Source organism: Aeromonas sp. EERV15 (assembly GCF_900079845.1).
GTDB classification, from domain to species: Bacteria; Pseudomonadota; Gammaproteobacteria; order Enterobacterales; family Aeromonadaceae; genus Aeromonas; species Aeromonas sobria.
In genome coordinates this window covers 23799-46418 of the sequence record NZ_FKKY02000017.1, presented here as the reverse complement: position 1 = coordinate 46418, position 22620 = coordinate 23799, and the positions used below count along the sequence as shown (strand labels likewise).

General features: G+C 58.3%; 16 protein-coding genes. 12 read left to right on the top strand and 4 right to left on the bottom strand.

The window, feature by feature from the left end; translation table 11 throughout:
• Window positions 1-281: 281 nt before the first annotated feature.
• The 3 genes from pabB to BN4575_RS15100 all read left to right on the top strand — a co-directional run bounded on the left by pabB (window position 282) and on the right by BN4575_RS15100 (window position 3690).
• Window positions 282-1565 carry an aminodeoxychorismate synthase component I gene (gene pabB / locus BN4575_RS15110; RefSeq protein WP_068978811.1) on the top strand — a complete coding sequence of 428 codons (1284 nt, stop codon included), beginning with the start codon at window positions 282-284 and terminating at the stop codon, window positions 1563-1565.
• 43 nt (window positions 1566-1608) lie between these two features.
• The gene (locus tag BN4575_RS15105; RefSeq protein ID WP_068978810.1) at window positions 1609-2175 is read left to right on the top strand and encodes a CoA pyrophosphatase; all 567 of its coding nucleotides are present in this window, start codon (window positions 1609-1611) and stop codon (window positions 2173-2175) included.
• A 216-nt stretch (window positions 2176-2391) separates the two neighbouring features.
• Window positions 2392-3690 carry a serine/threonine transporter gene (locus tag BN4575_RS15100; protein ID WP_042023823.1) on the top strand — a complete coding sequence of 433 codons (1299 nt, stop codon included), beginning with the start codon at window positions 2392-2394 and terminating at the stop codon, window positions 3688-3690.
• A 270-nt stretch (window positions 3691-3960) separates the two neighbouring features.
• Here BN4575_RS15100 and BN4575_RS15095 read toward each other — a convergent pair whose 3' ends face one another.
• Window positions 3961-4923 carry a hypothetical protein gene (locus tag BN4575_RS15095; protein ID WP_068978809.1) on the bottom strand — a complete coding sequence of 321 codons (963 nt, stop codon included), beginning with the start codon at window positions 4921-4923 and terminating at the stop codon, window positions 3961-3963.
• A 207-nt stretch (window positions 4924-5130) separates the two neighbouring features.
• The gene (gene sstT, locus BN4575_RS15090; protein ID WP_068978808.1) at window positions 5131-6381 is read right to left on the bottom strand and encodes a serine/threonine transporter SstT; all 1251 of its coding nucleotides are present in this window, start codon (window positions 6379-6381) and stop codon (window positions 5131-5133) included.
• A 358-nt stretch (window positions 6382-6739) separates the two neighbouring features.
• Between sstT and BN4575_RS15085 the strand changes: the two genes are divergently transcribed.
• The 4 genes from BN4575_RS15085 (at window position 6740) to BN4575_RS15070 (ending at window position 13997) form a co-directional block, all read left to right on the top strand.
• Window positions 6740-8653, top strand: a complete 1914-nt coding sequence (locus BN4575_RS15085; protein ID WP_068978807.1) for a RecQ family ATP-dependent DNA helicase — start codon at window positions 6740-6742, stop codon at window positions 8651-8653.
• A gap of 594 nt (window positions 8654-9247) precedes the next feature.
• Window positions 9248-11170: a PrkA family serine protein kinase gene (locus tag BN4575_RS15080; protein ID WP_042023831.1), complete on the top strand. Its 1923-nt coding sequence runs from the start codon at window positions 9248-9250 to the stop codon at window positions 11168-11170.
• Between the two features lie 25 nt (window positions 11171-11195).
• Window positions 11196-12467, top strand: coding sequence for a YeaH/YhbH family protein (locus BN4575_RS15075; RefSeq protein WP_068978806.1), 1272 nt, complete (start codon window positions 11196-11198; stop codon window positions 12465-12467).
• Window positions 12468-12476: 9 nt separating this feature from the next.
• Window positions 12477-13997, top strand: a complete 1521-nt coding sequence (locus tag BN4575_RS15070; protein ID WP_068978805.1) for a SpoVR family protein — start codon at window positions 12477-12479, stop codon at window positions 13995-13997.
• A 170-nt stretch (window positions 13998-14167) separates the two neighbouring features.
• Here the strand turns inward: BN4575_RS15070 and fadJ are convergent, their stop codons facing one another.
• Window positions 14168-16315, bottom strand: a complete 2148-nt coding sequence (gene fadJ, locus BN4575_RS15065) for a fatty acid oxidation complex subunit alpha FadJ (protein WP_068978847.1) — start codon at window positions 16313-16315, stop codon at window positions 14168-14170.
• A complete protein-coding gene (gene fadI, locus BN4575_RS15060) occupies window positions 16315-17625 on the bottom strand; it encodes an acetyl-CoA C-acyltransferase FadI (protein WP_068978804.1) in 1311 nt (436 codons plus the stop codon). Before fadI ends, fadJ begins: the two co-directional genes overlap by 1 nt.
• Before the next feature lie 194 nt (window positions 17626-17819).
• On the opposite strand from fadI, the gene BN4575_RS15055 reads away from it, so the two are divergent.
• The 5 genes from BN4575_RS15055 to BN4575_RS15035 are packed head-to-tail and all read left to right on the top strand — an operon-like array spanning window position 17820 to window position 22618.
• A complete protein-coding gene (locus BN4575_RS15055) occupies window positions 17820-18770 on the top strand; it encodes an AAA family ATPase (protein WP_068978803.1) in 951 nt (316 codons plus the stop codon).
• Window positions 18761-19663: a DUF58 domain-containing protein gene (locus tag BN4575_RS15050; protein ID WP_068978802.1), complete on the top strand. Its 903-nt coding sequence runs from the start codon at window positions 18761-18763 to the stop codon at window positions 19661-19663. The genes BN4575_RS15055 and BN4575_RS15050 overlap by 10 nt, the downstream gene beginning before the upstream one ends.
• Complete coding sequence (locus BN4575_RS15045) at window positions 19648-20187, top strand: DUF4381 domain-containing protein (RefSeq protein ID WP_068978801.1); 540 nt, start codon at window positions 19648-19650, stop codon at window positions 20185-20187. The genes BN4575_RS15050 and BN4575_RS15045 overlap by 16 nt, the downstream gene beginning before the upstream one ends.
• On the top strand, window positions 20184-21176 hold the full coding sequence (locus tag BN4575_RS15040) for a VWA domain-containing protein (RefSeq protein WP_068978800.1): 993 nt from the start codon (window positions 20184-20186) through the stop codon (window positions 21174-21176). The genes BN4575_RS15045 and BN4575_RS15040 overlap by 4 nt, the downstream gene beginning before the upstream one ends.
• Window positions 21167-22618, top strand: a complete 1452-nt coding sequence (locus BN4575_RS15035) for a VWA domain-containing protein (protein ID WP_068978799.1) — start codon at window positions 21167-21169, stop codon at window positions 22616-22618. The genes BN4575_RS15040 and BN4575_RS15035 overlap by 10 nt, the downstream gene beginning before the upstream one ends.
• The last annotated feature ends 2 nt before the right edge of the window (window positions 22619-22620 follow it).

Sequence of the window (22620 nt, the reverse complement as noted above, 5' to 3'; positions counted from 1 at the left end):
GTCCTTATCTCTGCCACAGAGCAGAGCAAGGGCTTCCATATGATGGGCCGTGCTGACGCGCTGGCTAAAAACTATCAACCAGCAAAAAACGAACAACACGGCAGTTTTTTCTTAAGTCACCGACACCTATGATACGCTTGCCCACCAGCACCGACTAGGGTTCGGGAACTAAACTGTTGCCTGTATAACATAAAATGACGCCAACACTTCATATCCATCATCTAGACCATAGCGCTGAACTCCATCAGCTTTTTGCCCGCCTGCAACATCAGCCTTGGGCCATGTTGCTGGAGTCGGCCGGGCCGCTCGGGGCCGACAACGGCTTTGATATCATCACTGCCGATCCGCTGGCGACCCTCGAAACCCGCGGCAAGGTGACGACTCTGCGTGCCGGGGCGGATATCAGCGAACACAACGAAGATCCCCTCACCCTGCTTGCCCGCACCCAGCAACAGCTGCTGGGGGCGCTGGATCTGTGCGCCACTCGCCTCCCCTTTATTGGCGGCGCCCTCGGTCTGTTTGGCTATGATCTGGGCCGCCGCTTCGAACGGCTGCCGGTGCAGGCTAGCGCCGATATCGCGGTGCCAGACATGGCGGTGGGGATCTACGACTGGGCGCTGCTGCGCAATGTGGCGACCGGTGACTGGCAGCTGGTGCACTGGGGGGATGAAGCGGGCCTTGCCAGACGGCTGGCCTGGCTCGAACAGCAACAGGCCAAACCGGCGCCCGCCTTCGCCTTGCTGGGGCCCTGGCAGAGCAATATGAGTCGCGCTGAGTATGGCGAGAAGTTTGCTCTCATTCAGGCATACCTCGCTGCGGGGGATTGCTACCAGATCAACCTGACCCAGCGTTTCAGCGCCCCCTATCAGGGGGATGAGTGGCAGGCCTATTGCCTGCTGGCGGCCGCCAACAAGGCTCCCTTCTCTGCCTTTATCCGCCTGCCGGAGAGCGCGCTGCTCAGCCTCTCCCCCGAGCGGTTCCTGCTGCTCGATGGCCGCCATATCGAAACCAAGCCCATCAAGGGGACTCGCCCTCGCCACCCGGATCCGGCCACCGATCAGCAAGTAGCGCGGGAGCTGGCACAAGCCGACAAGGACAGATCAGAAAATCTGATGATCGTTGATCTGCTGCGCAACGACATCGGCCGGGTCAGCCGGCCGGGCTCGGTCAGCGTGCCTCATCTCTTTATGGTGGAGTCGTTTCCAGCGGTGCATCATCTGGTCTCCACCATCCATGGGGAGCTGGATGCGCGCTGGCAAGGGGTCGATCTGCTGCGCGCCTGTTTCCCGGGCGGCTCGATCACCGGCGCCCCCAAGATCCGCGCCATGGCGATCATCGAGGAGCTGGAGCCCCAGCGGCGCAATGCCTATTGCGGCAGCATCGGCTATCTCAGCCAACACGGCCGGATAGACACCAGCATCTGCATTCGCACCCTGATCGCCGAAGCGGGTCGCCTGCACTGCTGGGCCGGTGGCGGTATCATTGCCGACTCCGATGCCGACAGCGAATATCAGGAGACCTATGACAAGGTCGCCCGCATCCTGCCGCCCCTCTCGGCGCTGTAACCGTCCCCATTGTCAGGCCACCGCACAGGAGAGAGCACCCGCCATGGATCGCCACGAACTGTTGACCCGCTTCCAGTTGCAGCAACCTGCGCCGGCCCATCGCCTCGCCATTGGCGGACTCAGTCCGGCTGCCGTGTTGATCCCGGTGGTGATGCGCGACGAGGGGCTCAGCGTGTTATTGACCCGGCGCAGCCCCCAGCTGCGTCATCATGGGGGGCAGATCAGCTTCCCCGGCGGGCGGCAGGATCCCGGCGATGAGAACCTGATTGCCACGGCACTGCGGGAAACCGAAGAGGAGCTCGGCATTCCGGCGCGGCTGATTGAGGTGATCGGCACCCTCAACCCGCTCAACACGGTGTCACGATTCGAAGTGCTGCCGGTGCTGGGGCTGCTCGATGGCAACTACCCCCTCATCCTGAGTCCAGATGAAGTGGATCACGCCTTCGAAGTGCCGCTGACCCATCTGCTGGATCGGCGCAACCACATCCCCCTGACCATTGCCAGAGGGGGGAAACAGCACACCCTCTACTGGATCCCCTGGCAACAGCACTTTATCTGGGGGGCCACCGCCAGCATGATCTGCCAACTTGCCCGGCACCTGACAAAATAACAATTTACACACATTTGACTGGGTGGAATTTAATCATTAACACTAAACTAACGTGCCAGATGGTAAACAAAAATTGAATTTTTAGTATTTCGCTCACATTTCCATAAAAAAGTAGGGTTTTTGGCCTTTAAATAATGAATCTGATCAACATTTTTGATTAAAAAAACCGTATCCTTGCGCCGACTTAATAAGAACCACACATTCGGGGTGAGATAGATGTCTAATACTGTCACTGGCACGCAAGATGCTGCGACTGCAACGAAGCCACAAACCGGCTTCACTCAATCCACTGGTTGGCAAAAACGTGACTCTACCTGGGTCATCAGCCTGTTCGGCACCGCGGTCGGCGCGGGTATCCTGTTTCTGCCGATCAACGCGGGCATGGGCGGTTTCTGGCCGCTGGTAGTGATGGCGCTGCTGGTTGGCCCCATGACCTATCTGGCCCACCGTGGTCTGGCTCGCTTCGTACTCTCCTCCAACAAGCCCAATGCTGACATCACTGAAGTGGTAGAAGAGCACTTTGGCGTGGGTGCCGGTAAATTAATCACCCTGCTCTACTTCTTCGCCATCTATCCCATCGTGCTGATCTACGGCGTTGGTATTACCAACACAGTCGAAAGCTTTATGGTCAACCAGCTGCAGATGAGTGCACCACCGCGCTGGATCCTCTCTATCGTGCTGATCCTGGGCATGATGTCGGTGATGCTGGCCGGTGAGAAGCTGATGCTGAAAGTGACCGAGCTGCTGGTCTATCCGCTCATTGCCATTCTGGCCGGTATCTCTTTGTATCTGATCCCGGACTGGACCGGTGCCGCGCTGGCGCAAGTGCCCTCTGCCAAGGATTTCGCCTCTACCCTGTGGCTGACCATTCCGGTACTGGTGTTCTCTTTCAACCACAGCCCGGCTATTTCCAGCTTTGCTGTGGCCCAGCGCCGCGACTACGGTGATCAGGCGGTCCAGAAATCTGATGCCATCCTCAAGCGCACCGCTGGCGTACTGCTCTGCTTCGTGATGTTCTTCGTGTTCTCCTGTGTGATGAGCCTGACGCCTGCCCAGCTGGCTGAAGCCAAGTCCCAGAACATCGCAGTGCTCTCCTATCTGGCCAACCAGCATGCGAGCCCCATCATCTCCTACTTCGGTCCGCTGGTTGCCTTTGTGGCCATCGTCTCCTCCTTCTTCGGTCACTATCTGGGTGCCCGTGAAGGTCTGAAAGGGATGATCGTGCAGAACATGCGCAAATCCGGCAAAGAGCCGAATGCCAAGAAAGTCGAGATGTTCATCATCGCCTTCTTCATCCTGACCCTGTGGGGCACCGCCATTGCCAACCCCTCTATTCTGGGCATGATTGAATCCTTGGGCGGCCCGATCATCGCCACTATCCTGTTCATCATGCCGATGTACGCCATCAAACGTGTACCGGCCATGGCGAAATATCAGGGCCATATCAGCAACGTATTTGTCGCTGTGATGGGGATGATCGCTATCTCCGCCATCCTGTTCCAGCTGGTTGGTTAATCCCCCCACCTGCCGCAGATAGCAAAAAGCCAGCCGGTTAACCGGCTGGCTTTTTGTATTGCGTTTGTCCTGCCCTGAATATGTTTGACACCTCATCATGCGGTTATTGCGGTTACGTAATCCGAACTCACGCAACCATCAGGGGCCGCGCCCTTATCCCGTAGCGGCACAATGATACCGTCAGCGACCCAATTCAAACCTCAGCCAACAAAAATGCCAGTCGGGTGAACGACTGGCATCTCTTGCAAAGCACGCACTATCTCTGGCTGATTAGAGTGGCTGCGCTTCCAACAAGAACGGCATTTCACCTGTGATTTCAGGAATACCGAGCACCAGGGTGTCTTTCTGGCCATTGCTACCCGGCTTCATGGTCAGATATGCAGTGACACTGGCGTTACGAGCGGCAAACTTGGCCATATCTTTTTTCCAGCTTTTCTCATACACCTTGCCATCAATAGGTTGAGTCGGTGCGAAAACACAACGGTCCCAGCCCGTTAGCGTCAGCTTGTTCATCCCTTTGCTGTTGCTTTCTGTTTCACCAGTGACAACACAGGATTCGCCAACAAAGTGGATATGCAGCTTGACTCCCTGACCATTACTGCTTGTTTGTGTGGTCAAGTAGTCGAACAAGTCCTGAGAATTTGAGTTAACGCCACGATAATACCAGTGTACGCCAGCCGTGATCTTATCTGTCGCCATAGGTTGTAATGCAATTTGGCCTCCCCAGTTCTGGAAGGCTGCTTGATCAATAACGATTGGGGCCTTGCGATAATCCAGTACCCACAATGATTGATTTGAAAAGTTACGCTTACTCAACTTTACATTGCTATCTGGCTCACTTGAATTTGCGCCTCGTCCCGCACCATTCTTAATGACGTAACCTTCCAGTTCTACGGGGTATCCTTTTGCTTTATCAGAAGATGAAGATCCGTACAGAAAAGCGTATGTATTTACAGAACTGTTATTTTCATCAATTCGGTTCACCCATTGCGTACCCTCGCTTGTCGTTGGGTATACAAAACCTACAGCATGATAGCTGTTGTCTACTGGTCGATTGATTAACTGACCCTGAGCGTCCATCAGGACGGGGAGATAGACGCCGGCCTCCGGCAGCGCCCTTGGTTGTGGCTCCGGTGGCGTGGTACCGCCGCCGCCACTATCCCCACCACCGCCGCCACAACCGGCCAACCCCAATGCCCCTACCATTGCCAACCAAAGTGTTGTTTTCTTCATTATTGAATCTCTTTTTTAGCCTGAATCTTATAACTACCGGGGCTATTTTAGCGGGGGAGGATCACCCCCGTCTGCCTGCCATTTGTAACCAAACATTTCATCAAAATAGATGTTCTCTTGCGCATACCTCCCCTCAACAAATCTCGGCCAGCTTATATAAAAAGCCCCTCACAGAGAGGGGCTGAATCGAATAGGCAAGCTACCTGATCATGCCTCGCTGCTGGGCAGCGCGGAAGGCTCCAGCAGGGTTTCATCTTCGGCCATGCAAGCCGCGGCGGTGAACAGCACGTCGGTGGAGCTGTTAAGCGCTGTCTCGGCAGAATCCTGCAGCACGCCGATGATAAAGCCGACGGCCACCACCTGCATGGCGATGTCGTTGCCGATACCAAACAGGCTGCACGCCAGCGGGATCAGCAGCAAGGAGCCACCAGCTACGCCGGACGCACCACAGGCACTGATGGTGGCTACCACGGAGAGCAGCACAGCCGTCGCCAGATCCACTTCCATCCCCAGGGTATGTACCGCCGCCATGGAGAGCACGGTAATGGTGATGGCAGCACCGGCCATATTGATGGTGGCACCCAGCGGGATGGAGACCGCGTAGGTATCTTCCGGCAGACGCAGTTTTTCACACAGAGTCATGTTGACCGGAATGTTGGCGGCAGAGCTGCGGGTAAAGAAGGCGGTCACACCGCTCTCTTTTAGGCAGGTCAGCACCAGCGGATAGGGGTTGCGCTTGATCTTCCAGAACACGATCAGCGGGTTGACCACGAAGGCGATAAACAGCATGCAGCCGATCAGTACCATCAACAGTTGGGCATAGCCAAACAGGGCGCCGAAGCCGGTCTCGGCCAGGGTCGAGGCAACCAGACCCAAAATACCGAGCGGGGCGCAGCGGATCACCGCTTTCACTATGGTGGAGACACCGTGAGACAGATCAGTGATCAGCGCCTTGGTGCTCTCATTGGCATGGCGCATCGCGATACCCAGACCGATGGCCCACGCCAGAATACCGATATAGTTGGCATCCATCAGCGCCTTGACCGGGTTGGTCACCACGTTGAACAGCAGGGTCTGCAGCACCTCGGTGATGCCACCCGGCGGGGTGATCTCGGCGGTGTTGGCCACCAGATGGAGGTTGGAGGGGAACAGGAAGCTGGCGATCACCGCGACCACGGCCGCAGAGAAGGTGCCAAACAGATAGAGCAGCAAGATCGGTCGCATATTGGTCTTCTGACCCTGCTTGTGACCAATGATGGCCGCCATGACCAGTACGAATACCAGCAGCGGCGCCACCGCTTTCAGTGCGCCAACGAACAGGCTGCCGAGCAGACCTGCCGTTTTCGCCCACTCGGGGGCAAACAGTGCCAGCAAGATACCGAATACCAGACCAACCAGGATCTGGCTGACCAGACTGGTGCTATTGACCAGCCGAAGGAGGGGGTGTTGTTGTGTCATCAAAAAAGTCCCTAAGCACCGTAGTGCATGAATCATGAGTCCTGTCAGCAATCTTGCACCCGAGAAACCCCTGTCGCCCGAGTGTGGTGCCTGCGGCCAGCCTTCTGTCGGGCCGATCCGCCAGTCACCGGATTGCATGACGGAATATCCCATTCGCCATCTTTTTTTTCCAGAGAGGCACCAAAAAATATCCCGCTTTCATCACAAAAATCCGCAACAAAAACTCAACCATGGCGCAACCACCTATTTTTGTACGTTTTGTCAGCACTCTCTGCTTGCGTCATCGGCAGCCATTCCCCGTCTCATCCGGGATGGGAGCGGCTGTGCTATCATCCCCCATTTGCTGCGGAGCCCTGCCATGATCCCATCCCTGCTCAACCAATATTTTGGTTTCTCCGAACTCAGGCCAGGTCAGGAACAGGTCATCAGCCGGGTGCTAGCTGGCCAGAGTGCCGCCGCCATCTTTCCCACCGGCTCCGGCAAGTCCCTCTGTTACCAGCTGCCTGCTCTTGCCCTGCCCCACCTGACCCTGGTTATTTCACCACTGATTGCGCTGATGCACGATCAGCTCACCTTCCTTAAAGGCAAGGGGATCAGCGCCGCGACCCTCGACTCAAGCCAGAGCCCGGAAGAGAGTCGCAGGGTGATGCAACAGGCGCTGGATGGTCAGCTCAAGATCCTGATGATCTCGGTGGAACGACTCAAAAACGAGCGATTTCGCCGCTTTATCGAGCAAGTTCCCCTGTCACTGCTGGTCGTCGACGAGGCCCACTGTATCTCTGAGTGGGGCCACAACTTTCGCCCCGACTACCTCAAGCTGCCAAGCTATCGCCATGACCTGAAGATCCCCCAGGTGTTGCTGCTGACCGCCACCGCCACCCCGGCGGTTATTCAGGATATGCAGGCCAAATTCGGCATCGAGCCGGAGGGAGTGGTGGTCACCGGTTTCTATCGCGCCAACCTTGATCTGGCGGTAATGCCACTGGCGCCTGACGCGCGGGATGGCTGGCTCGCGCAAACGCTGATGCAAGATCCGGCGGCCCCCACCATCGTCTATGTCACCTTGCAGCACACCGCCGAAGCCTGCGCCGAGCAACTCATTAGGCAAGGGATCAACGCCCGCGCCTACCATGCCGGACTCGACTCGGCGCTGCGCAGTCAGATCCAGCACGACTTTATGGCAGGCAAGGTGGCTTGCATCGTCGCCACCATCGCCTTTGGCATGGGGATCGACAAAGCGGATATCCGGCGGGTCATTCACTACGATCTGCCCAAATCCATCGAGAACTACAGCCAGGAGATTGGCCGTGCCGGGCGGGATGGCCAGCCATCACGCTGCATCGTGCTGGCCAACCAGAGCCAGTTGCCGGTGCTGGAGAACTTCGTCTACGGCGATACGCCGGACTTGAGTGCCATCCTCCAGCTGCTCGCCATCATCGGACAAAGCGGTGCCGAGTGGGAGTTCACCCTGCTACGCCTCGCCAATGAGACCAATATTCGCCAACTGCCACTGAAGACCCTGCTGGTCTATCTGGAGATGGCGGGCATCATCACCCCGGCCTACAGCTACTACGCCGACTATCGCTTCAAGTTTGTGCTGGATAAAGGCGACATATTGAGCCGCTTCAATCCGGATCGCCGCCAGTTTCTGGAGCAACTGTTCGCCTGCGCCCCGCAAGCACGCAGCTGGTGCACCATGGACTTTGACGCCCTCTGGCAGGGCTATCAGGGGGAGCGGCAGCGGGCCGTTGCGGCGCTCGACTACCTGCAGCAGCAGGGCTGGATCGAGCTTGAAAGCAAGCAGATGACCGAGGTCTACCGGATCACCCGTCAAGGGTGGGACAACGAGCAGGAAGCAACCGCCCTGCACGCCCTGTTCCTGCAAAAAGAGCAGAGCGAGCTGGCCAGACTGCAAGCCATGCTCGACTTTTTCACCTCCCGGGAGTGCCTGAGCCACCGCCTCGCCCGCTATTTCGCCGATGAGGTGGCGCCGGTTCACTGTGGCCACTGTTCGGTCTGTCGCGGCGAGGTGGCGCATCTGCCTCCCCTGCCCCAACTGGCCATGCCAAACGAGGCGGGGATCCGCGCCTGGTGCGATCCACTGATAGCCAAGACTGGCTCGGTAGATGTCCGGGTGCTGGCACGTTTCCTGTGTGGTATCGCCACGCCACTGACCAGCCGGGTCAAGGCCAAATCGCTGGCGGGCTCTGGCCAGTTGGCCGCACACCCGTTTGCCCGCGTCCTGGCGGCAGTGCAGCAGGCCTATCCCTGATCGGTGTTCACCCACGCCCTCTACACCCACCAGCAGAAATTTACTTCTGCAGACGCCGGAAAAAGAAGACCCTCGCGGTTGCGAGGGTCAAGCCAACGGAAACGTGCTTAAACAGAGCTTGGTGAGGCAACAGTCAACTCTCTTGCTAAAGCGTCTTGCTGATCACACGTTGCCAATCTAGGGCACTCAAAATGTAGCGTCAATGTAAAAAATAGAGCTTTAACACCAAACAGATCAATTGACGTTAACGTGCACGTAATGATGATTTTGTTCATAATGGCGTTAGCCGTTGTCCCCACTGATTTTCCCTTCTCGCCGTCTCACTCACGCAACAAGTTTCCACTCCCTGATAAACATTTATTTTTTATGTCTTTGACATTTACCTCACTATCGTGGCAAAAATAATTTAACAGTCAGTAACATAGCGGTGTTGTTGACTGACCCGGCCCGCATAAGGAACGAGCTGGTTTCTTCAGAATTTAACCAATCCACCGTGATGGACTACTGGGTGCCGTTGACTAGTCTTTAACTAGGCACCACACAACAACAGTGTTCCACTTTTTCAGGGTAAGCGACTATAACGAGGGCAAAGTTATGGGCATATTCGAGCATTACCAACAGCGATATGAGAAAGCAAGGGAAGAGGAGTACACAATTCAGGAGTTCCTGGATATGTGCAAGCAGGACAAAGCCTGCTACACCTCCGCAGCAGAACGTCTGCTGACCGCCATCGGTGAACCTGAGATGGTAGATACCTCTGCCAACCACCGACTGAGCCGCCTGTTCTCCAACCGTGTCGTGGCACGCTATCCCGCATTCAAGGATTTTTACGGGATGGAAGAGGCCATCGAACAGATTGTCTCCTACCTCAAACACTCCGCTCAGGGGCTGGAAGAGAAGAAGCAGATCCTCTATCTGCTGGGTCCCGTTGGCGGCGGTAAATCCTCGCTGGCAGAGAAGCTCAAATCACTGATGCAAAAGGTACCTATCTACCGCATCAAGGGCTCACCGGTTAATGACCATCCCTTCTGCCTGTTCGACATTGAAGAGGATGGCGAGATCCTCGAAAAAGAGTACGGCATCCCACGCCGCTACCTGCGCCCCATCATGTCCCCCTGGGCAGCCAAACGGCTGCACGAGTTTGGTGGCGACATTACCCAATTCAAAGTGGAGAAGGTCAATCCTTCCATCCTCGATCAGATCGCCATCGCCAAAACTGAACCGGGTGATGATAACAACCAGGATATCTCCTCGCTGGTCGGTAAGGTCGACATCCGCATGCTGGAGCACTTCGCCCAGGATGATGCCGATGCTTACTCTTACTCCGGTGCGCTGTGCAAAGCGAACCAAGGGGTGATGGAGTTTGTCGAGATGTTCAAGGCGCCCATCAAGGTGCTGCACCCGCTGCTGACAGCGACCCAGGAGGGAAACTACAACGGCACCGAAGGGCTCTCCGCCCTCCCCTTTGACGGTATTCTGCTGGCACACTCCAACGAGTCCGAATGGCAGCAGTTCCGCAACAACAAGAACAACGAAGCCTTCCTCGACCGGGTCTACATCGTCAAGGTGCCTTACTGCCTGCGCGTGTCGGAAGAGGTGAAGATCTACGAAAAACTGCTGATCAACAGCGAGCTGACCGAGGCCAAATGTGCGCCGGGCACCCTCGAGCTATTGGGTCAGTTCTCGGTTCTCTCTCGCCTGAAAGAGCCAGAAAACTCCAGCCTCTACTCCAAGATGCGGGTCTATGATGGCGAGAGTCTCAAAGACACCGATCCCAAGGCCAAGAGCTATCAGGAGTACCGTGACTACGCCGGTGTGGATGAAGGGATGCATGGTCTGTCGACCCGTTTTGCATTCAAGATCCTCTCTCGCGTCTTCAACTTTGACCACGCTGAGGTAGCGGCCAACCCGGTGCATCTCTTCTATGTACTGGAGCAGCAGATTGAGCGTGAGCAGTTCCCGCAAGAGCTGCATGATCGCTATCTGGAGTTCATCAAGGGTTACCTGACCCCACGCTATGTGGAATTTATCGGCAAAGAGATCCAGACCGCCTATCTCGAGTCGTATTCAGAGTACGGTCAGAACATTTTCGATCGCTATGTCACCTACGCCGATTTCTGGATCCAGGATCAGGAGTACCGTGACCCCGAAACCGGCCAGCTGTTTGACCGTTCGTCGCTCAACAGCGAGCTGGAAAAAATTGAAAAACCCGCCGGGATCAGCAACCCGAAAGATTTCCGTAACGAAATCGTCAACTTCGTGCTGCGTGCCCGGGCCAACAATGCAGGCCGTAACCCCAACTGGACCAGTTACGAGAAGCTGCGCACCGTGATTGAGAAGAAGATGTTCTCCAACACGGAAGAGCTGCTGCCGGTTATCTCCTTCAACAGCAAAACCTCGGCCGAGGAGCAGAAGAAGCACGATAACTTTGTCGAACGGATGATGGAGAAAGGCTACACCCGCAAACAGGTGCGACTGCTCTCCGAATGGTATCTCAGGGTACGCAAGTCATCCTGACCCTGCCGTGGTTCAAGGGGGAGTTATGGCGCATTTTATCGACCGCAGGCTCAACGGCAAAAACAAAAGCGCTGTCAATCGGCAGCGCTTCATTCGCCGCTACAAGAAGCAGATAAAACAAGCGGTCTCGGATGCTGTCTCCAAGCGCAGCATTCAGGACGTAGACAAAGGCGAGAACATCAGCATCCCGACCAAGGATATCGGTGAACCCCATTTCCATCAGGGGCAAGGCGGTAAACGGGAGATGGTGCATCCCGGTAATGACCAGTTCATCTCTGGTGACAAGATTGACCGCCCCAAAGGAGGGGGCGGTGGTCAAGGCTCTGGTGAGGGGCAAGCATCCAATCAGGGAGAAGGGGCTGATGACTTCGTGTTCCAGATCTCCAAGGATGAGTATCTCGACATGCTGTTTGAAGATCTGGAGCTGCCACGACTGCAGAAAACCCAGCTCAACCAGCTGATGGAGATGAAAACCTACCGGGCTGGCTACACCTCCAATGGCGTACCCGCCAACATCAACGTGGTGCGTTCCCTGCAAAATTCGCTGGCACGCCGCATGGCGTTGCAAGCGGGCAAGAAACGCCAGCTCCATGAACTGGAAGATCGGCTGACCCTGCTGGCCACCGATCCCAACGAACACTTTGCCGAAATCGCCCAGCTTGAGAAGGAGATCAGAGAGCTGAAACGGCGGATCAATGCAGTGCCGTTTATCGACACCTTCGATCTGAAGTTCAACAACTTCGTCAAGCGGCCGGTTCCCTCCAGCCAAGCGGTGATGTTCTGTCTGATGGACGTCTCGGGTTCCATGGATCAGGCCACCAAGGAGATGGCCAAGCGTTTCTATATCCTGCTCTATCTGTTCCTGAGCCGGACCTACAAGAACGTCGAGGTGGTCTATATCCGCCACCACACCCAGGCCAAGGAGGTGGACGAACACGAGTTCTTCTACTCCCAGGAGACCGGCGGCACCATCGTCTCCAGTGCGCTCAAGATGATGAACGACATCATCAACGAACGTTATCCGGCCAATCAGTGGAACATCTATGCGGCGCAGGCATCCGATGGGGACAACTGGGCCGATGACTCACCACAATGCAAGGAGATCCTGGCACGGGATATCATGCCGCGAGTGCGGTACTACTCCTACATCGAGATAACCACCCGCGCCCACCAGACCCTGTGGCACGAGTATGAGTCGGTGGCCAGCCAGTTCCCCCACTTTGCGATGGAACACATTCGCAAGGTTGAGGATATCTATCCGGTGTTCCGTGAACTGTTCAAGAAACAAGCGGCGTGAGGAGGTTCTATGATCGAAACCGAAAAAAGAGTTGCGCCACTGGATGACGGACCAGACTGGAACTTTGAACTGCTGGAAACCTACCACCAGGAGATTGCCCGGGTCGCCCGATCTTACAAGCTCGACACCTATCCTAATCAGATCGAGGTGATCACCGCCGAACAGATGATGGATGCCTACTCCAGTGTCGGTATGCCGCTGGGTTACCAACACTGGTCATTTGGCAAACGCTTTATCCATACCGAGCGCAACTATAAGCGTGGCCAGATGGGGCTGGCCTACGAGATCGTCATCAACTCGGATCCCTGCATCGCCTATCTGATGGAGGAGAACACCATGCCAATGCAGGCGCTGGTGATGGCCCACGCTTGCTACGGCCACAACTCCTTCTTCAAGAACAATTATCTGTTCAAGGCGTGGACGGATGCCTCCTCGATCATCGACTACCTGCTGTTCGCCAAAAAATACATTACCGAGTGTGAAGAAAAACACGGTATTGACGCAGTAGAGCGGTTGCTGGACTCCTGTCATGCCCTGATGAACTACGGGGTGGATCGATACAAACGGCCCCAGAAGATCTCGATGGCAGAGGAAAAACGGCGCCAAAAAGCACGGGAAGATTACCTGCAAACCCAGGTCAACGAGCTATGGCGTACCCTGCCCAAGCAGCATAAAGCGGCGGGGGTCGAGGACAGACGCTACCCCGCCGAACCCCAGGAGAACATTCTCTACTTCATCGAGAAGAATGCCCCCTTGCTGGAGCCCTGGCAGCGGGAAGTAGTGCGCATCGTGCGCAAGATCAGCCAGTATTTCTACCCACAAAAACAGACCCAGGTAATGAACGAGGGGTGGGCCACTTTCTGGCACTACACCATCCTCAACCACCTCTATGACGAGGGCAAGCTGAGCGATAGCTTCATGATGGAGGTGCTGCACAGCCACACCAACGTGGTCTATCAACCGGCCTACAACAGCCGCTACTACTCGGGGATCAACCCCTATGCGCTGGGATTTGCCATGTTTACCGACCTGCGCCGCATCTGCGAGAACCCGACCGAGGAGGACAGATACTGGTTCCCCGATTATGCCGGCAGCAACTGGGTCGAAACCCTCCATTTTGCGATGCAGAACTTCAAGGACGAGAGCTTTATCAGCCAGTTCTTAAGCCCGAAGGTAATGCGAGATCTGAAGCTGTTCGCCATCGATGACGATGACCTCAAAAACTATCTCAAGGTCTCCGCCATCCACAATGACGAGGGGTACCGTCAGGTGCGCAATACCTTGTCGGCCCAGTACAACCTCAGCAATCTGGAGCCCAATATTCAGGTCTACAACGTGGCCGTGAAAGGAGATCGATCCCTCACCCTGCGCTACGTGCCACACAACCGTATCCCCCTTGGCGACTCGCGCCATGAGGTGCTCAAACACCTGCATCAACTGTGGGGATTCGATGTGGTGCTGGAGCAGGATAACGGTGATCTGCCTGCGGATATCATCGGCCGCTGTCCGGAGCGAAAACCGGGGATCTGACCGGTTATCTGATCTCTCAACGGCTCACTTCGGTGGGCCGTTTTTTATCTGCTCTCAACCACCTGCGTGTTTTCTCTGCTCAGATCACCGCCACCGACACCACACATGCAATAGAAAAGGCCCGCACTGTGTGCGGGCCTCTTTGTCTTGCAGTTAATCTGCAGCGGCTATCAGTAGAAGGTTTGCTGCTCTGCAGCCATCGCCTTGAGGCGGGCACAGGGGGCGAACCGGTCGCCGTGACGCTTCTGGTAATACTCCAGACGACCGACCAGATGATCGATCCCGAGCTTGTCCATATAGCGGAACGGGCCGCCGAGGAACGGTGGGAAACCGATGCCGAAGATGGCACCGATATCGCCATCACGGGCCGAGGCTACCACACCGCTGTCCAGCGCCATGGCGGCTTCATTGAGCATCAGCAGCACGCAGCGCTCGGCGATTTCTTGGCGGGCAAGCTTGGCGGAAGGTTTAATCCCGAGCACGTCATAGACGCTCTCGTCCACCTTCTTCTTGCCCTCTTTACCAGTCAGGCGATTGCGCGGGGCCGCCTTGCCGTAGAGGTAGAAGCCCTTGCCGTTCTTACGGCCCTTGCGATCGTTTTGCAGTAGCTTGTCGAACGCCTTGGGCGCCTGGAACTGCTCGCCACCCAGCTCTTTCTCAAGAATCGGGGAGATCTTGGCACCCACATCGATCCCCACCTCATCGAGTAATGTGATGGGGCCGACCGGGAAGCCGAAGTCCAGCAGCGCGCTGTCTAGCACCTCCACCGGTTCCCCTTCCAGCACCAGTCGTGCCGCTTCGTTCATGTAGGGAGCGAGGATGCGGTTGACGTAGAAACCGGCTTCATCTTTCACCACGATGGGCGTCTTGCCCTGCGCACGGGCAAAAGCCAGGGTGGTGGCGACCGTCTCGGCACTGGTGCCGACGTGGGGGATGATCTCCGCCAGCGGCATCTTGTCCACCGGACTGAAGTAGTGCAGCCCCACGATCCGCTCCGGGTGCGCCGCCTCTGCCGCAATCTGGTTAATGGGCAGAGAAGAGGTGTTGGAGGCAAAGACTGTGTGCTCACCGCACTCGCGCTCCACATCGTTCACCATCTGGTGCTTGAGCGCGAGATCTTCAAATACCGCCTCCACCACCAGATCGATCCGATGGAAACCGGAGTAGTCGACGGTACCGGTCAGCAGGCTCATCTGTTTTTCCAGCTCGCTGCGCAGCAGTTGGCGACGCTTGAGCTTCTTGGCCAGAATGTCATAGCTATAGCGCATGGCATTGCCGATACCGGCACTTGCCACATCCTTGATCCGCACCGGCACGCCCGCCTTGGTAGCGGTGACGAACGCAATGCCGCCCCCCATCAGACCACCGCCCAGCACGGCGGCATGGGCCACCTTGCGCGGCTCGGCCCCTTGATAAGTGACCTCTTTCTTCATCTCGGTCGTGGCAAAGAAGATGGAGCGCAGGGCGGCGGACTCAGCAGTCATCACCAACTCGCCAAAGTGACGGGATTCGGCGGCCAAACCGGCCTTCATCCCCTCCTCCACACCGATCCGCACCACCTCGAGGATCCGCTCCGGCGCAGGATAGTTGCCACGGGTCTTGGCTTTCACCCCTTTGCTGGCCTGATCGAACAGCACCTTGCGGCCCAGCTTGTTAGTCTCCAGCACCTTGCCCTGCAGATCCCGCTTCAATTGATGACGCGGTTTACCCTTCTTGGCCAGTTTGATCGCAGCATCCAACAGAATGGAGGATGGCACCACATCGTCCACCAGCCCCAGCTTTTTGGCTTGTTTGGCCCGCACCTGCTTGCCGGTCAGCATCAGATCCAGCGCCTTGGCCACCCCGATGAGGCGCGGCAAGCGCTGGGTACCGCCAGAGCCCGGCAACAGACCAAGCTGTACTTCCGGCAATCCCAACACGGTTTTACCGTGATCGGTCACCACCCGGCCATGACAGGCCAGCGCCAGCTCCAGCCCACCACCGAGGCAGGGGCCGTGGATGGCGGCGATCACCGGAATGGTCAGCCCCTCGATCTCGGCAAATATCTCCTGACCTTCACGCGACAAGGTTTCCGCATCCTTGGCACTGGTGCAAGCGGCCAGCATGGTGATGTCGGCACCGGCGATGAAGGAGTCCTTCTTGCCGGAGGTGATCACCAGACCGATCAAATCCTTGTTGCGTTTCACCTCGGCCAGCACGGTGCGGATCTCCTCCACAAAGGCAGCCTTGAGGGTATTCATGCTCTCGCCCGGCACATCCATGGTGAGGATGCCGATACCATCTTGGCGAACATCCAGGGAAAAAGTCTTAGCGCTCATCATTCAACCTCCAACACCATAGCCACGCCCAATCCACCCGCCGCACAGGCGGTGTTGAGCCCCAATCCCCCGCCGCGACGACGCAGCTCGTGCAGGGTCTGGGTGATCATCCGCGCACCGGTCGCGGCAAAGGGGTGGCCATAGGCCAGCGAACCACCGAGGACGTTGAACTTGTCCATGTCCACTTCACCGATAGCCTGATCACGGCCCAACTTGTCGCGGGCAAACTCGGCGCTGGCAAACATCTTGAGGTTGGCCAGGGTCTGGGCGGCAAAAGCTTCGTGCATGTCGATCAGGGTCAGATCGCTGAGCGTGATACCGGCTCTATCCAGCGCCAGCGGCGTGGCATAGGAGGGCCCCATCAGCATGTCTTGCCACACATCGATGGCCGAGAAGGCGAAACTACGGATAAACCCAAGCGGTTCGAGGCCAAGCTCTTTCGCCCGCCCTTCCCGCATCAGCAGCACGGCGGCAGCGCCATCGGTCAGCGGCGTAGCGTTGGCCGCAGTGACGGTGCCATGGACCCGGTCAAACACCGGCTTGAGCTTGGCGTAGCTCGCCAGATCGGAGCTTTCACGGATATTGTTGTCCCGCTCCAGCGGTGACTTGTAAGGCGGTACATGGGCGGTAAACACCTCGCCGCTGAGCTTGCCTTGCGCCCACGCTTCTGCAGCTAGGGTATGGGAGCGATGAGCTAGCGCATCTTGCGCCTCACGGCTGATATGGTGGCTCTTGGCCATCTGCTCGGCCGTCTGCCCCATGGAGAGGCCGGTGGAGTATTCCGCCACCGCCGGTGGCACCGGCAACAGATCCTTGATCCTCAATGTCCGCAGAATATTGAAGCGCTGTTGCAGATTGCGCGCCTTGTTAAGATCCACCAGGGCGCGAGCCAGCTTTTTACTCACACCAATCGGGAGCACAGAAGATGAGTCGGCACCGCCAGCGATGGCGATATCTACAGTGCCTGCCATGATGGATTCGGTGACATTAGCCACCGCCTGAAAACTGGTGGCACAGGCACGGGAGACGCTATAGGCATCAGTTGCAATGCTCATGCCAGTGCCGAGCACGATCTCGCGGGCAATGTTGGGGGCTTCCGGCATCTGCACCACTTGGCCAAACACCAGCTGGTCGATAAGCTTGGGATCGAGATCGGTGCGGGCGAGCAGCTCGCTCACCACCAGTTTGCCGAGATCGACTGCAGGCACGCCATGAAAGGCGGTGGCCTGCTTGGCAAAGGGGGTGCGCAGCCCCGCCACGACGGCAATCCGTTCGCCCTGGCGAGTCGTCAGTTTCAATGGCTGTTTCATCCTGGCTCCTTGGTTAAACGCAAAGATTAAAAGGCAGAGGTCTGACCTCATTGCGCCATATCTTAACAATCCAATCACAAGTTTCATACGACTGATTGAAACTAAATTAAGCGCGGCAAGGCCCCTTTGCTCGCCCTTGGGGTACATCTGGAGTATAAAAAGATCAACTTCCATAAAAACAACGGGTTTATCGCATGGCAGCGGCAGAATTCAGCGCGCTTAGGGACTATCTTGGCAGTCAGATTCTGGGGCAGGAGGAGCTCATCGAAGGGCTCCTGATCGCCCTGTTATGTGAAGGACATGTGTTAATCGAAGGGGCCCCCGGGCTTGCCAAAACCCGCGCCGTCAAGGCACTCGCTAGCGCCGTCGAGGGGCGCTTTGCCCGTATCCAGTTTACCCCCGACCTACTCCCCGCCGATCTCACCGGCAGCGAAGTGTTTCACCCGCAAGATGCCAGTTTTGTATTCCAGCCCGGCCCCCTGTTCAACCATCTGGTGCTGGCAGACGAGATCAACCGGGCACCGGCCAAGGTACAATCAGCGCTGCTGGAAGCCATGGCCGAGCACCAGATCACCGTAGGCAAAAAGAGCTGGCGGCTACCGCCCCTCTTTATGGTGGCCGCCACCCAGAACCCCATCGAGCAGGAGGGGACCTATCCCCTGCCGGAAGCGCAGCTCGACCGTTTTCTGCTCAAACTGATGGTGGATTACCCCAGCCCCGCCATGGAGCTCGCCATCTTGCAACTCAACGCCAGCGGTGAACAGCTTGGCGCTGCGCCGGTGACCCTGAGCCAGGCCACCTTGCAAGGTGCCCGCAGCGAAGTGCTGGCGGTGACCATGCAGAGCAGACTGGAGCACTATCTGGTGGAGCTGGTCTGCGCCACTCGCCCGGGCAGTGGTCTGTGCCCTGCCCTTGAGCCGCTGATTGCCGTGGGCGCCAGCCCCCGGGCAACGCTGGGGCTGGCCCGCTCAGCCCGCGCCCGTGCCTGGCTTGCCGGGCGTGACTATGTGCTGCCGGAAGATATCCAGCTGCAGGCCTATCCGGTGCTGCGCCACCGCCTTATCCCCAGCTATCAGGCACTGGCCGACAATCTGGATAACGACATCCTGATCGCCCAACTGCTGGATCAGGTGCCATGCCCCTAGATCTCGGTCTGCATCCCGACATCAGTCTGTCACTGCCACGGCTGCTCAATATCCGGCTCTGGGCCAATGCCAGAGCCAGGCCGAGAACAGGCCGAAGCAGCAGCGAACGCGGCAAACCGGGCCGCTCCCCCGGGCTCACGTTTCGAGAACTGCGCGCCTATCAGGCGGGTGACGAGGTCCGCCATATCGACTGGCGGGTGACAGCGCGCCTCGGGCGCCCCTACACCCGCCTCTACAGCGAGGAGCTGGATCAGGCGCACTGGCTGCTGCTCGATCTCTCTCCCGCCATGTATTTCGGCTCCACATTGCAGCTCAAGGCGCGCCTCGCCTGCGAGCTGGCGGCAGCCCTGATCTGGCAAGGGGAGAAACAGCACAACACCCTGATCTGCAACGGACTTGTTTCACATCGCCAGAGCCAACGCGGCAGCGTGCTGCCCCTGCTCGAATCTCTCTGCCATCACTACCAGCAAGGGCTGACACGTCGGATACTCTCTCACTCGCTGGCCGATACCTTGGCCAGTGTGAAGCTGCCCCATGGTGCCAAACTGACGCTGATCACCGACCACAGACCCTGCGAGTCGGCGCTCTGTCAGCAGTTGCAGCTGCTCTCGCGGCGCCACGATATCCACTATTGGCAGATCCGCGATCCCCTCGAGGCAGCCCTTCCCCCTGACGGCCAGCTGCCAGTGGCCATCGATCGGCCAGCCCAGCACTATCAGGGCTGGCTGGATGGGGGCCATGCCGGTTTCTCCCGCCGCTACCAGCACGCCGCCGAGCAGCAGCTGGCCCACGGCAAGCAGCAGTTATTGCCGCTGGTACAGCGCCTCTATCTGCTCGATAACAGCCAGACGCTGCAACAACAGTGGCAGGAGGGGTTATGTCATCAGGGGTAATAGCGCCAACGGATCTCGGCACGGCCAGTCCCGCCTCCGAGGCCATGACCGCGCAGTTGGCCGCCCTGATGCGGGACATTCACCCGGGGCCGGATCTGATTGAGCAAAGTCTGGACCCCAGAATACAGGCGTTATTGTGGCTCCTGATCACCGGTTTTATTCTGTTTCTGATCGTCCTGATTGCCCAGAGGGTAATACGTTACCGCCGCTGGTGCCGCCAGCTGGAGGGAGATCCGGCGCTACTGGTGGCACACATACAGGAGGCCCTGCGCCATGAAGCGCTGCAACGCTGGCCCGAGGCACGCCAGCTACAGGGAGAGGCGTGGCTCGCCTTCGTCGATCGTCACGGCGGCAGCGATTTCAGCCAATTCTCCCATCACTGGAGCAGTTGGCTCTATGGCAGCCAGAACCCAACTCGCGAGCAGTGCGAACAGCTGCTGCAAGATTATCGCCGCTGGGGTCAAACCCTCTTTTTGCAGCGCTCTCCCCGATCAGGGCGTAAAGCCGCGCGGAGACATCCATGATCCTGGCCTGGCCCTGGTTCGCACTGGCACTGGTGCTGCCCTTGCTGGTGCGCTTCGGCTTGCCGCCCCTGCGCCGTGGTTATCTGACTCACCCCGGGTTTGCCCTGCTGCGCCCTCACGCCGGATTGCCGCTCTGGCGCGCCATGCTGCTCTGGTGTGCCCTCATCCTCGCCCTCTGCCGCCCCCAGTGGTGGGGAGAACCGGTTATCCGATATGAAGGGAGCCGGGATCTGCTGATCGCGGTGGATCTCTCCGACAGCATGCGCACCCCGGATATGCTCGACAACGGCGAGCAGCAAGCGCGGCTGACGGCGGTGCGCCAGCAGATCAAGGCGCTGATCGCCAAGCGGGCCGGAGACAGGGTTGGCCTTATCGTTTTTGCCGATCACGCCTACCTGCTCTCCCCCCTTACTCAAGAGATCCCGGCGCTATTGACCTTGAGCGACGAGCTCGATTTTGATCTGGTCGGCCGCACCACCGCCCTTGGTGAGGCCATTTTGCTGGCACGCCAGCATGGGGACCCTGGTCGCCCGACCGCTCTGCTACTGGTGACCGATGGCCGCAACACTGCAGGCAACGCTGACCCGTTGCAGGAGGCCAAACTCGCCGCAGCGCAGGGAATACGGATCTATACGCTGGGGGTCGGTGCTGATCCCGATACCTTTATCCAGCCCTACGATGAAGCGGGCAGTGGCCAAGCCGATCCCAGCAGTGAACTGGACGAGCCGCTGCTTAAAGAGCTGGCGCAGATCGGCAAGGGGCATTACTTTCGGGCACGCACCCAGAGCGATCTCGAGGCCATCAACGCGACCCTCAATACCCTTGAACCTGCCCCCATGCCCGTTGCCCACTACCAGCCGGTGATCGAGCTCTACCCCTGGCCGCTGGCACTGCTTGGTGGCTTGCTGCTTCTGCCGGCAGGGCGTGGCAGGCTGGAGTTGCGCAAGGTACGTAGCTGGCTGGCTAAAGGCGCGCGCAGATGGAGCTGATCTTATTGCGGCCCCTGTGGCTTATCGCTCTCATCCCCTGGCTCTGGCAAGGGTGGCGCCGTCGTCGCCAGCCCCCGCTGCTCGCCCCAGCCATGCACGCTTATCTGCTGCCAGCATCCCGCCCTCAACGCCCCTGGCTCTGGCTGGCAACCCTGCCCGTCATTTTGGCTCTGAGCGGACCGGCACTGCACAGTGAGCTGCAACAGCAGCCTGCAGCGCCGCTCGATATCTGGCTGCTGGACTTGTCACGATCGATGACCGCCACCGATCTCAAACCAGATCGGGCGACCCGGGTCAGATGGCAGTTGCAGCAACTGCTCAGCCGCGCCGAGGGCGAGCGCATCGCGCTGATCCTCTACGCAGGCGATGCCTACCTCGCCATGCCGCCAACCCGGGATCATCAGGCCCTGTCGCTGCTGCTGCCCGACTTGCGCCCCGATATCATGCCGCTGCAGGGCAGCAACCCGGCACGGGCCGTTGACCTTGCCATGCAACAGCTGGCCCCCGGTGAGCAGGCGCGTCTGCTGCTGATCACCGATGACCTCACCACGAACCAGATGGAACAAATTAGCGCCTTGTGGCCCTGCCAACAGCGCCTGCTTTGCCGTGGCACCCAACCGGCTCGCCTCGATATCCTGCTCGCCAGCAGCGGGCAACCGGCCAGCATGCCCGCCGTTCCAGCCAATGAGCTGGGTTTTGCTACCCGCGTGCCCGCACAACTGCCTGCCCCCGATAGTCAGGCCATTGCCGCACTGGCCAATCGTCTCGGCGGTGAGCTGCAGTGGCTTGGCAGCGAAGTGCCCCGCTTTGCGCCGCTGCCCACCACCACCTCAGCCATCACCCCAGCACCTCTGGATCTTGGCCCCTGGCTGCTAATCCCTTTGTTACCGCTAGCATTGCTGGCCAGAATCGGCGCCCGGCTGATGGTGGCGCTGATGCTGGGATGGCAACTACTTGCGCCGCAAGATCTGCAAGCAGTTGAGAGGAGCGAGCTGCAAGCGATGCAGGATTATCAACAGGGAAATTTTCAACAGGCCGCTCGCACCTTCAATGATCCGATCTGGCGCGGCAACGCCTGGTATCGGGCTGGCGCCTACCTGCAAGCAATCGCAGCCTATCAGCAAGCGACGAGCGCCACCGCCCACTACAACCGCGGCAATGCCCTGCTGCAACTGGGGGAGTTTGCCGCAGCCAAGGAGGCCTATCTGGCAGCCCTGGGGCTGGAGCCCGGCCATGAAGATGCGCTCTATAACCTCTCGCTGTTACAAGGCGTAGCGGCCGCCGCTCCCGATACCAACAGCAGCAAGCAACCCGAGCCAGCAGCTGATCAGCAGGCAACGGCAATGCCCCTGCCACCCTCCCCACCCGTATTGCTGCTGGAGCAGCGACTGCGCAAAGAGGCGCTGCGCCGGGACCTTATCAAGGTGGAGGAGCCCTGGTGACG

What these genes read in the sequence shown, in the direction of transcription:
- BN4575_RS15045 (WP_068978801.1), top strand. Translation starts at nt 19,648, where the DNA reads ATGTCATCAGGGGTAATAGCGCCAACGGATCTCGGCACGGCCAGTCCC.
- BN4575_RS15100 (WP_042023823.1), top strand. Translation starts at nt 2,392, where the DNA reads ATGTCTAATACTGTCACTGGCACGCAAGATGCTGCGACTGCAACGAAG.
- BN4575_RS15050 (WP_068978802.1), top strand. Translation starts at nt 18,761, where the DNA reads ATGCCCCTAGATCTCGGTCTGCATCCCGACATCAGTCTGTCACTGCCA.
- BN4575_RS15105 (WP_068978810.1), top strand. Translation starts at nt 1,609, where the DNA reads ATGGATCGCCACGAACTGTTGACCCGCTTCCAGTTGCAGCAACCTGCG.
- BN4575_RS15040 (WP_068978800.1), top strand. Translation starts at nt 20,184, where the DNA reads ATGATCCTGGCCTGGCCCTGGTTCGCACTGGCACTGGTGCTGCCCTTG.
- BN4575_RS15080 (WP_042023831.1), top strand. Translation starts at nt 9,248, where the DNA reads ATGGGCATATTCGAGCATTACCAACAGCGATATGAGAAAGCAAGGGAA.
- BN4575_RS15035 (WP_068978799.1), top strand. Translation starts at nt 21,167, where the DNA reads ATGGAGCTGATCTTATTGCGGCCCCTGTGGCTTATCGCTCTCATCCCC.
- pabB (WP_068978811.1), top strand. Translation starts at nt 282, where the DNA reads ATGTTGCTGGAGTCGGCCGGGCCGCTCGGGGCCGACAACGGCTTTGAT.
- fadJ (WP_068978847.1), bottom strand. Translation starts at nt 16,315, where the DNA reads ATGAGCGCTAAGACTTTTTCCCTGGATGTTCGCCAAGATGGTATCGGC.
- sstT (WP_068978808.1), bottom strand. Translation starts at nt 6,381, where the DNA reads ATGACACAACAACACCCCCTCCTTCGGCTGGTCAATAGCACCAGTCTG.
- BN4575_RS15055 (WP_068978803.1), top strand. Translation starts at nt 17,820, where the DNA reads ATGGCAGCGGCAGAATTCAGCGCGCTTAGGGACTATCTTGGCAGTCAG.
- BN4575_RS15095 (WP_068978809.1), bottom strand. Translation starts at nt 4,923, where the DNA reads ATGAAGAAAACAACACTTTGGTTGGCAATGGTAGGGGCATTGGGGTTG.
- BN4575_RS15075 (WP_068978806.1), top strand. Translation starts at nt 11,196, where the DNA reads ATGGCGCATTTTATCGACCGCAGGCTCAACGGCAAAAACAAAAGCGCT.
- BN4575_RS15070 (WP_068978805.1), top strand. Translation starts at nt 12,477, where the DNA reads ATGATCGAAACCGAAAAAAGAGTTGCGCCACTGGATGACGGACCAGAC.
- BN4575_RS15085 (WP_068978807.1), top strand. Translation starts at nt 6,740, where the DNA reads ATGATCCCATCCCTGCTCAACCAATATTTTGGTTTCTCCGAACTCAGG.
- fadI (WP_068978804.1), bottom strand. Translation starts at nt 17,625, where the DNA reads ATGAAACAGCCATTGAAACTGACGACTCGCCAGGGCGAACGGATTGCC.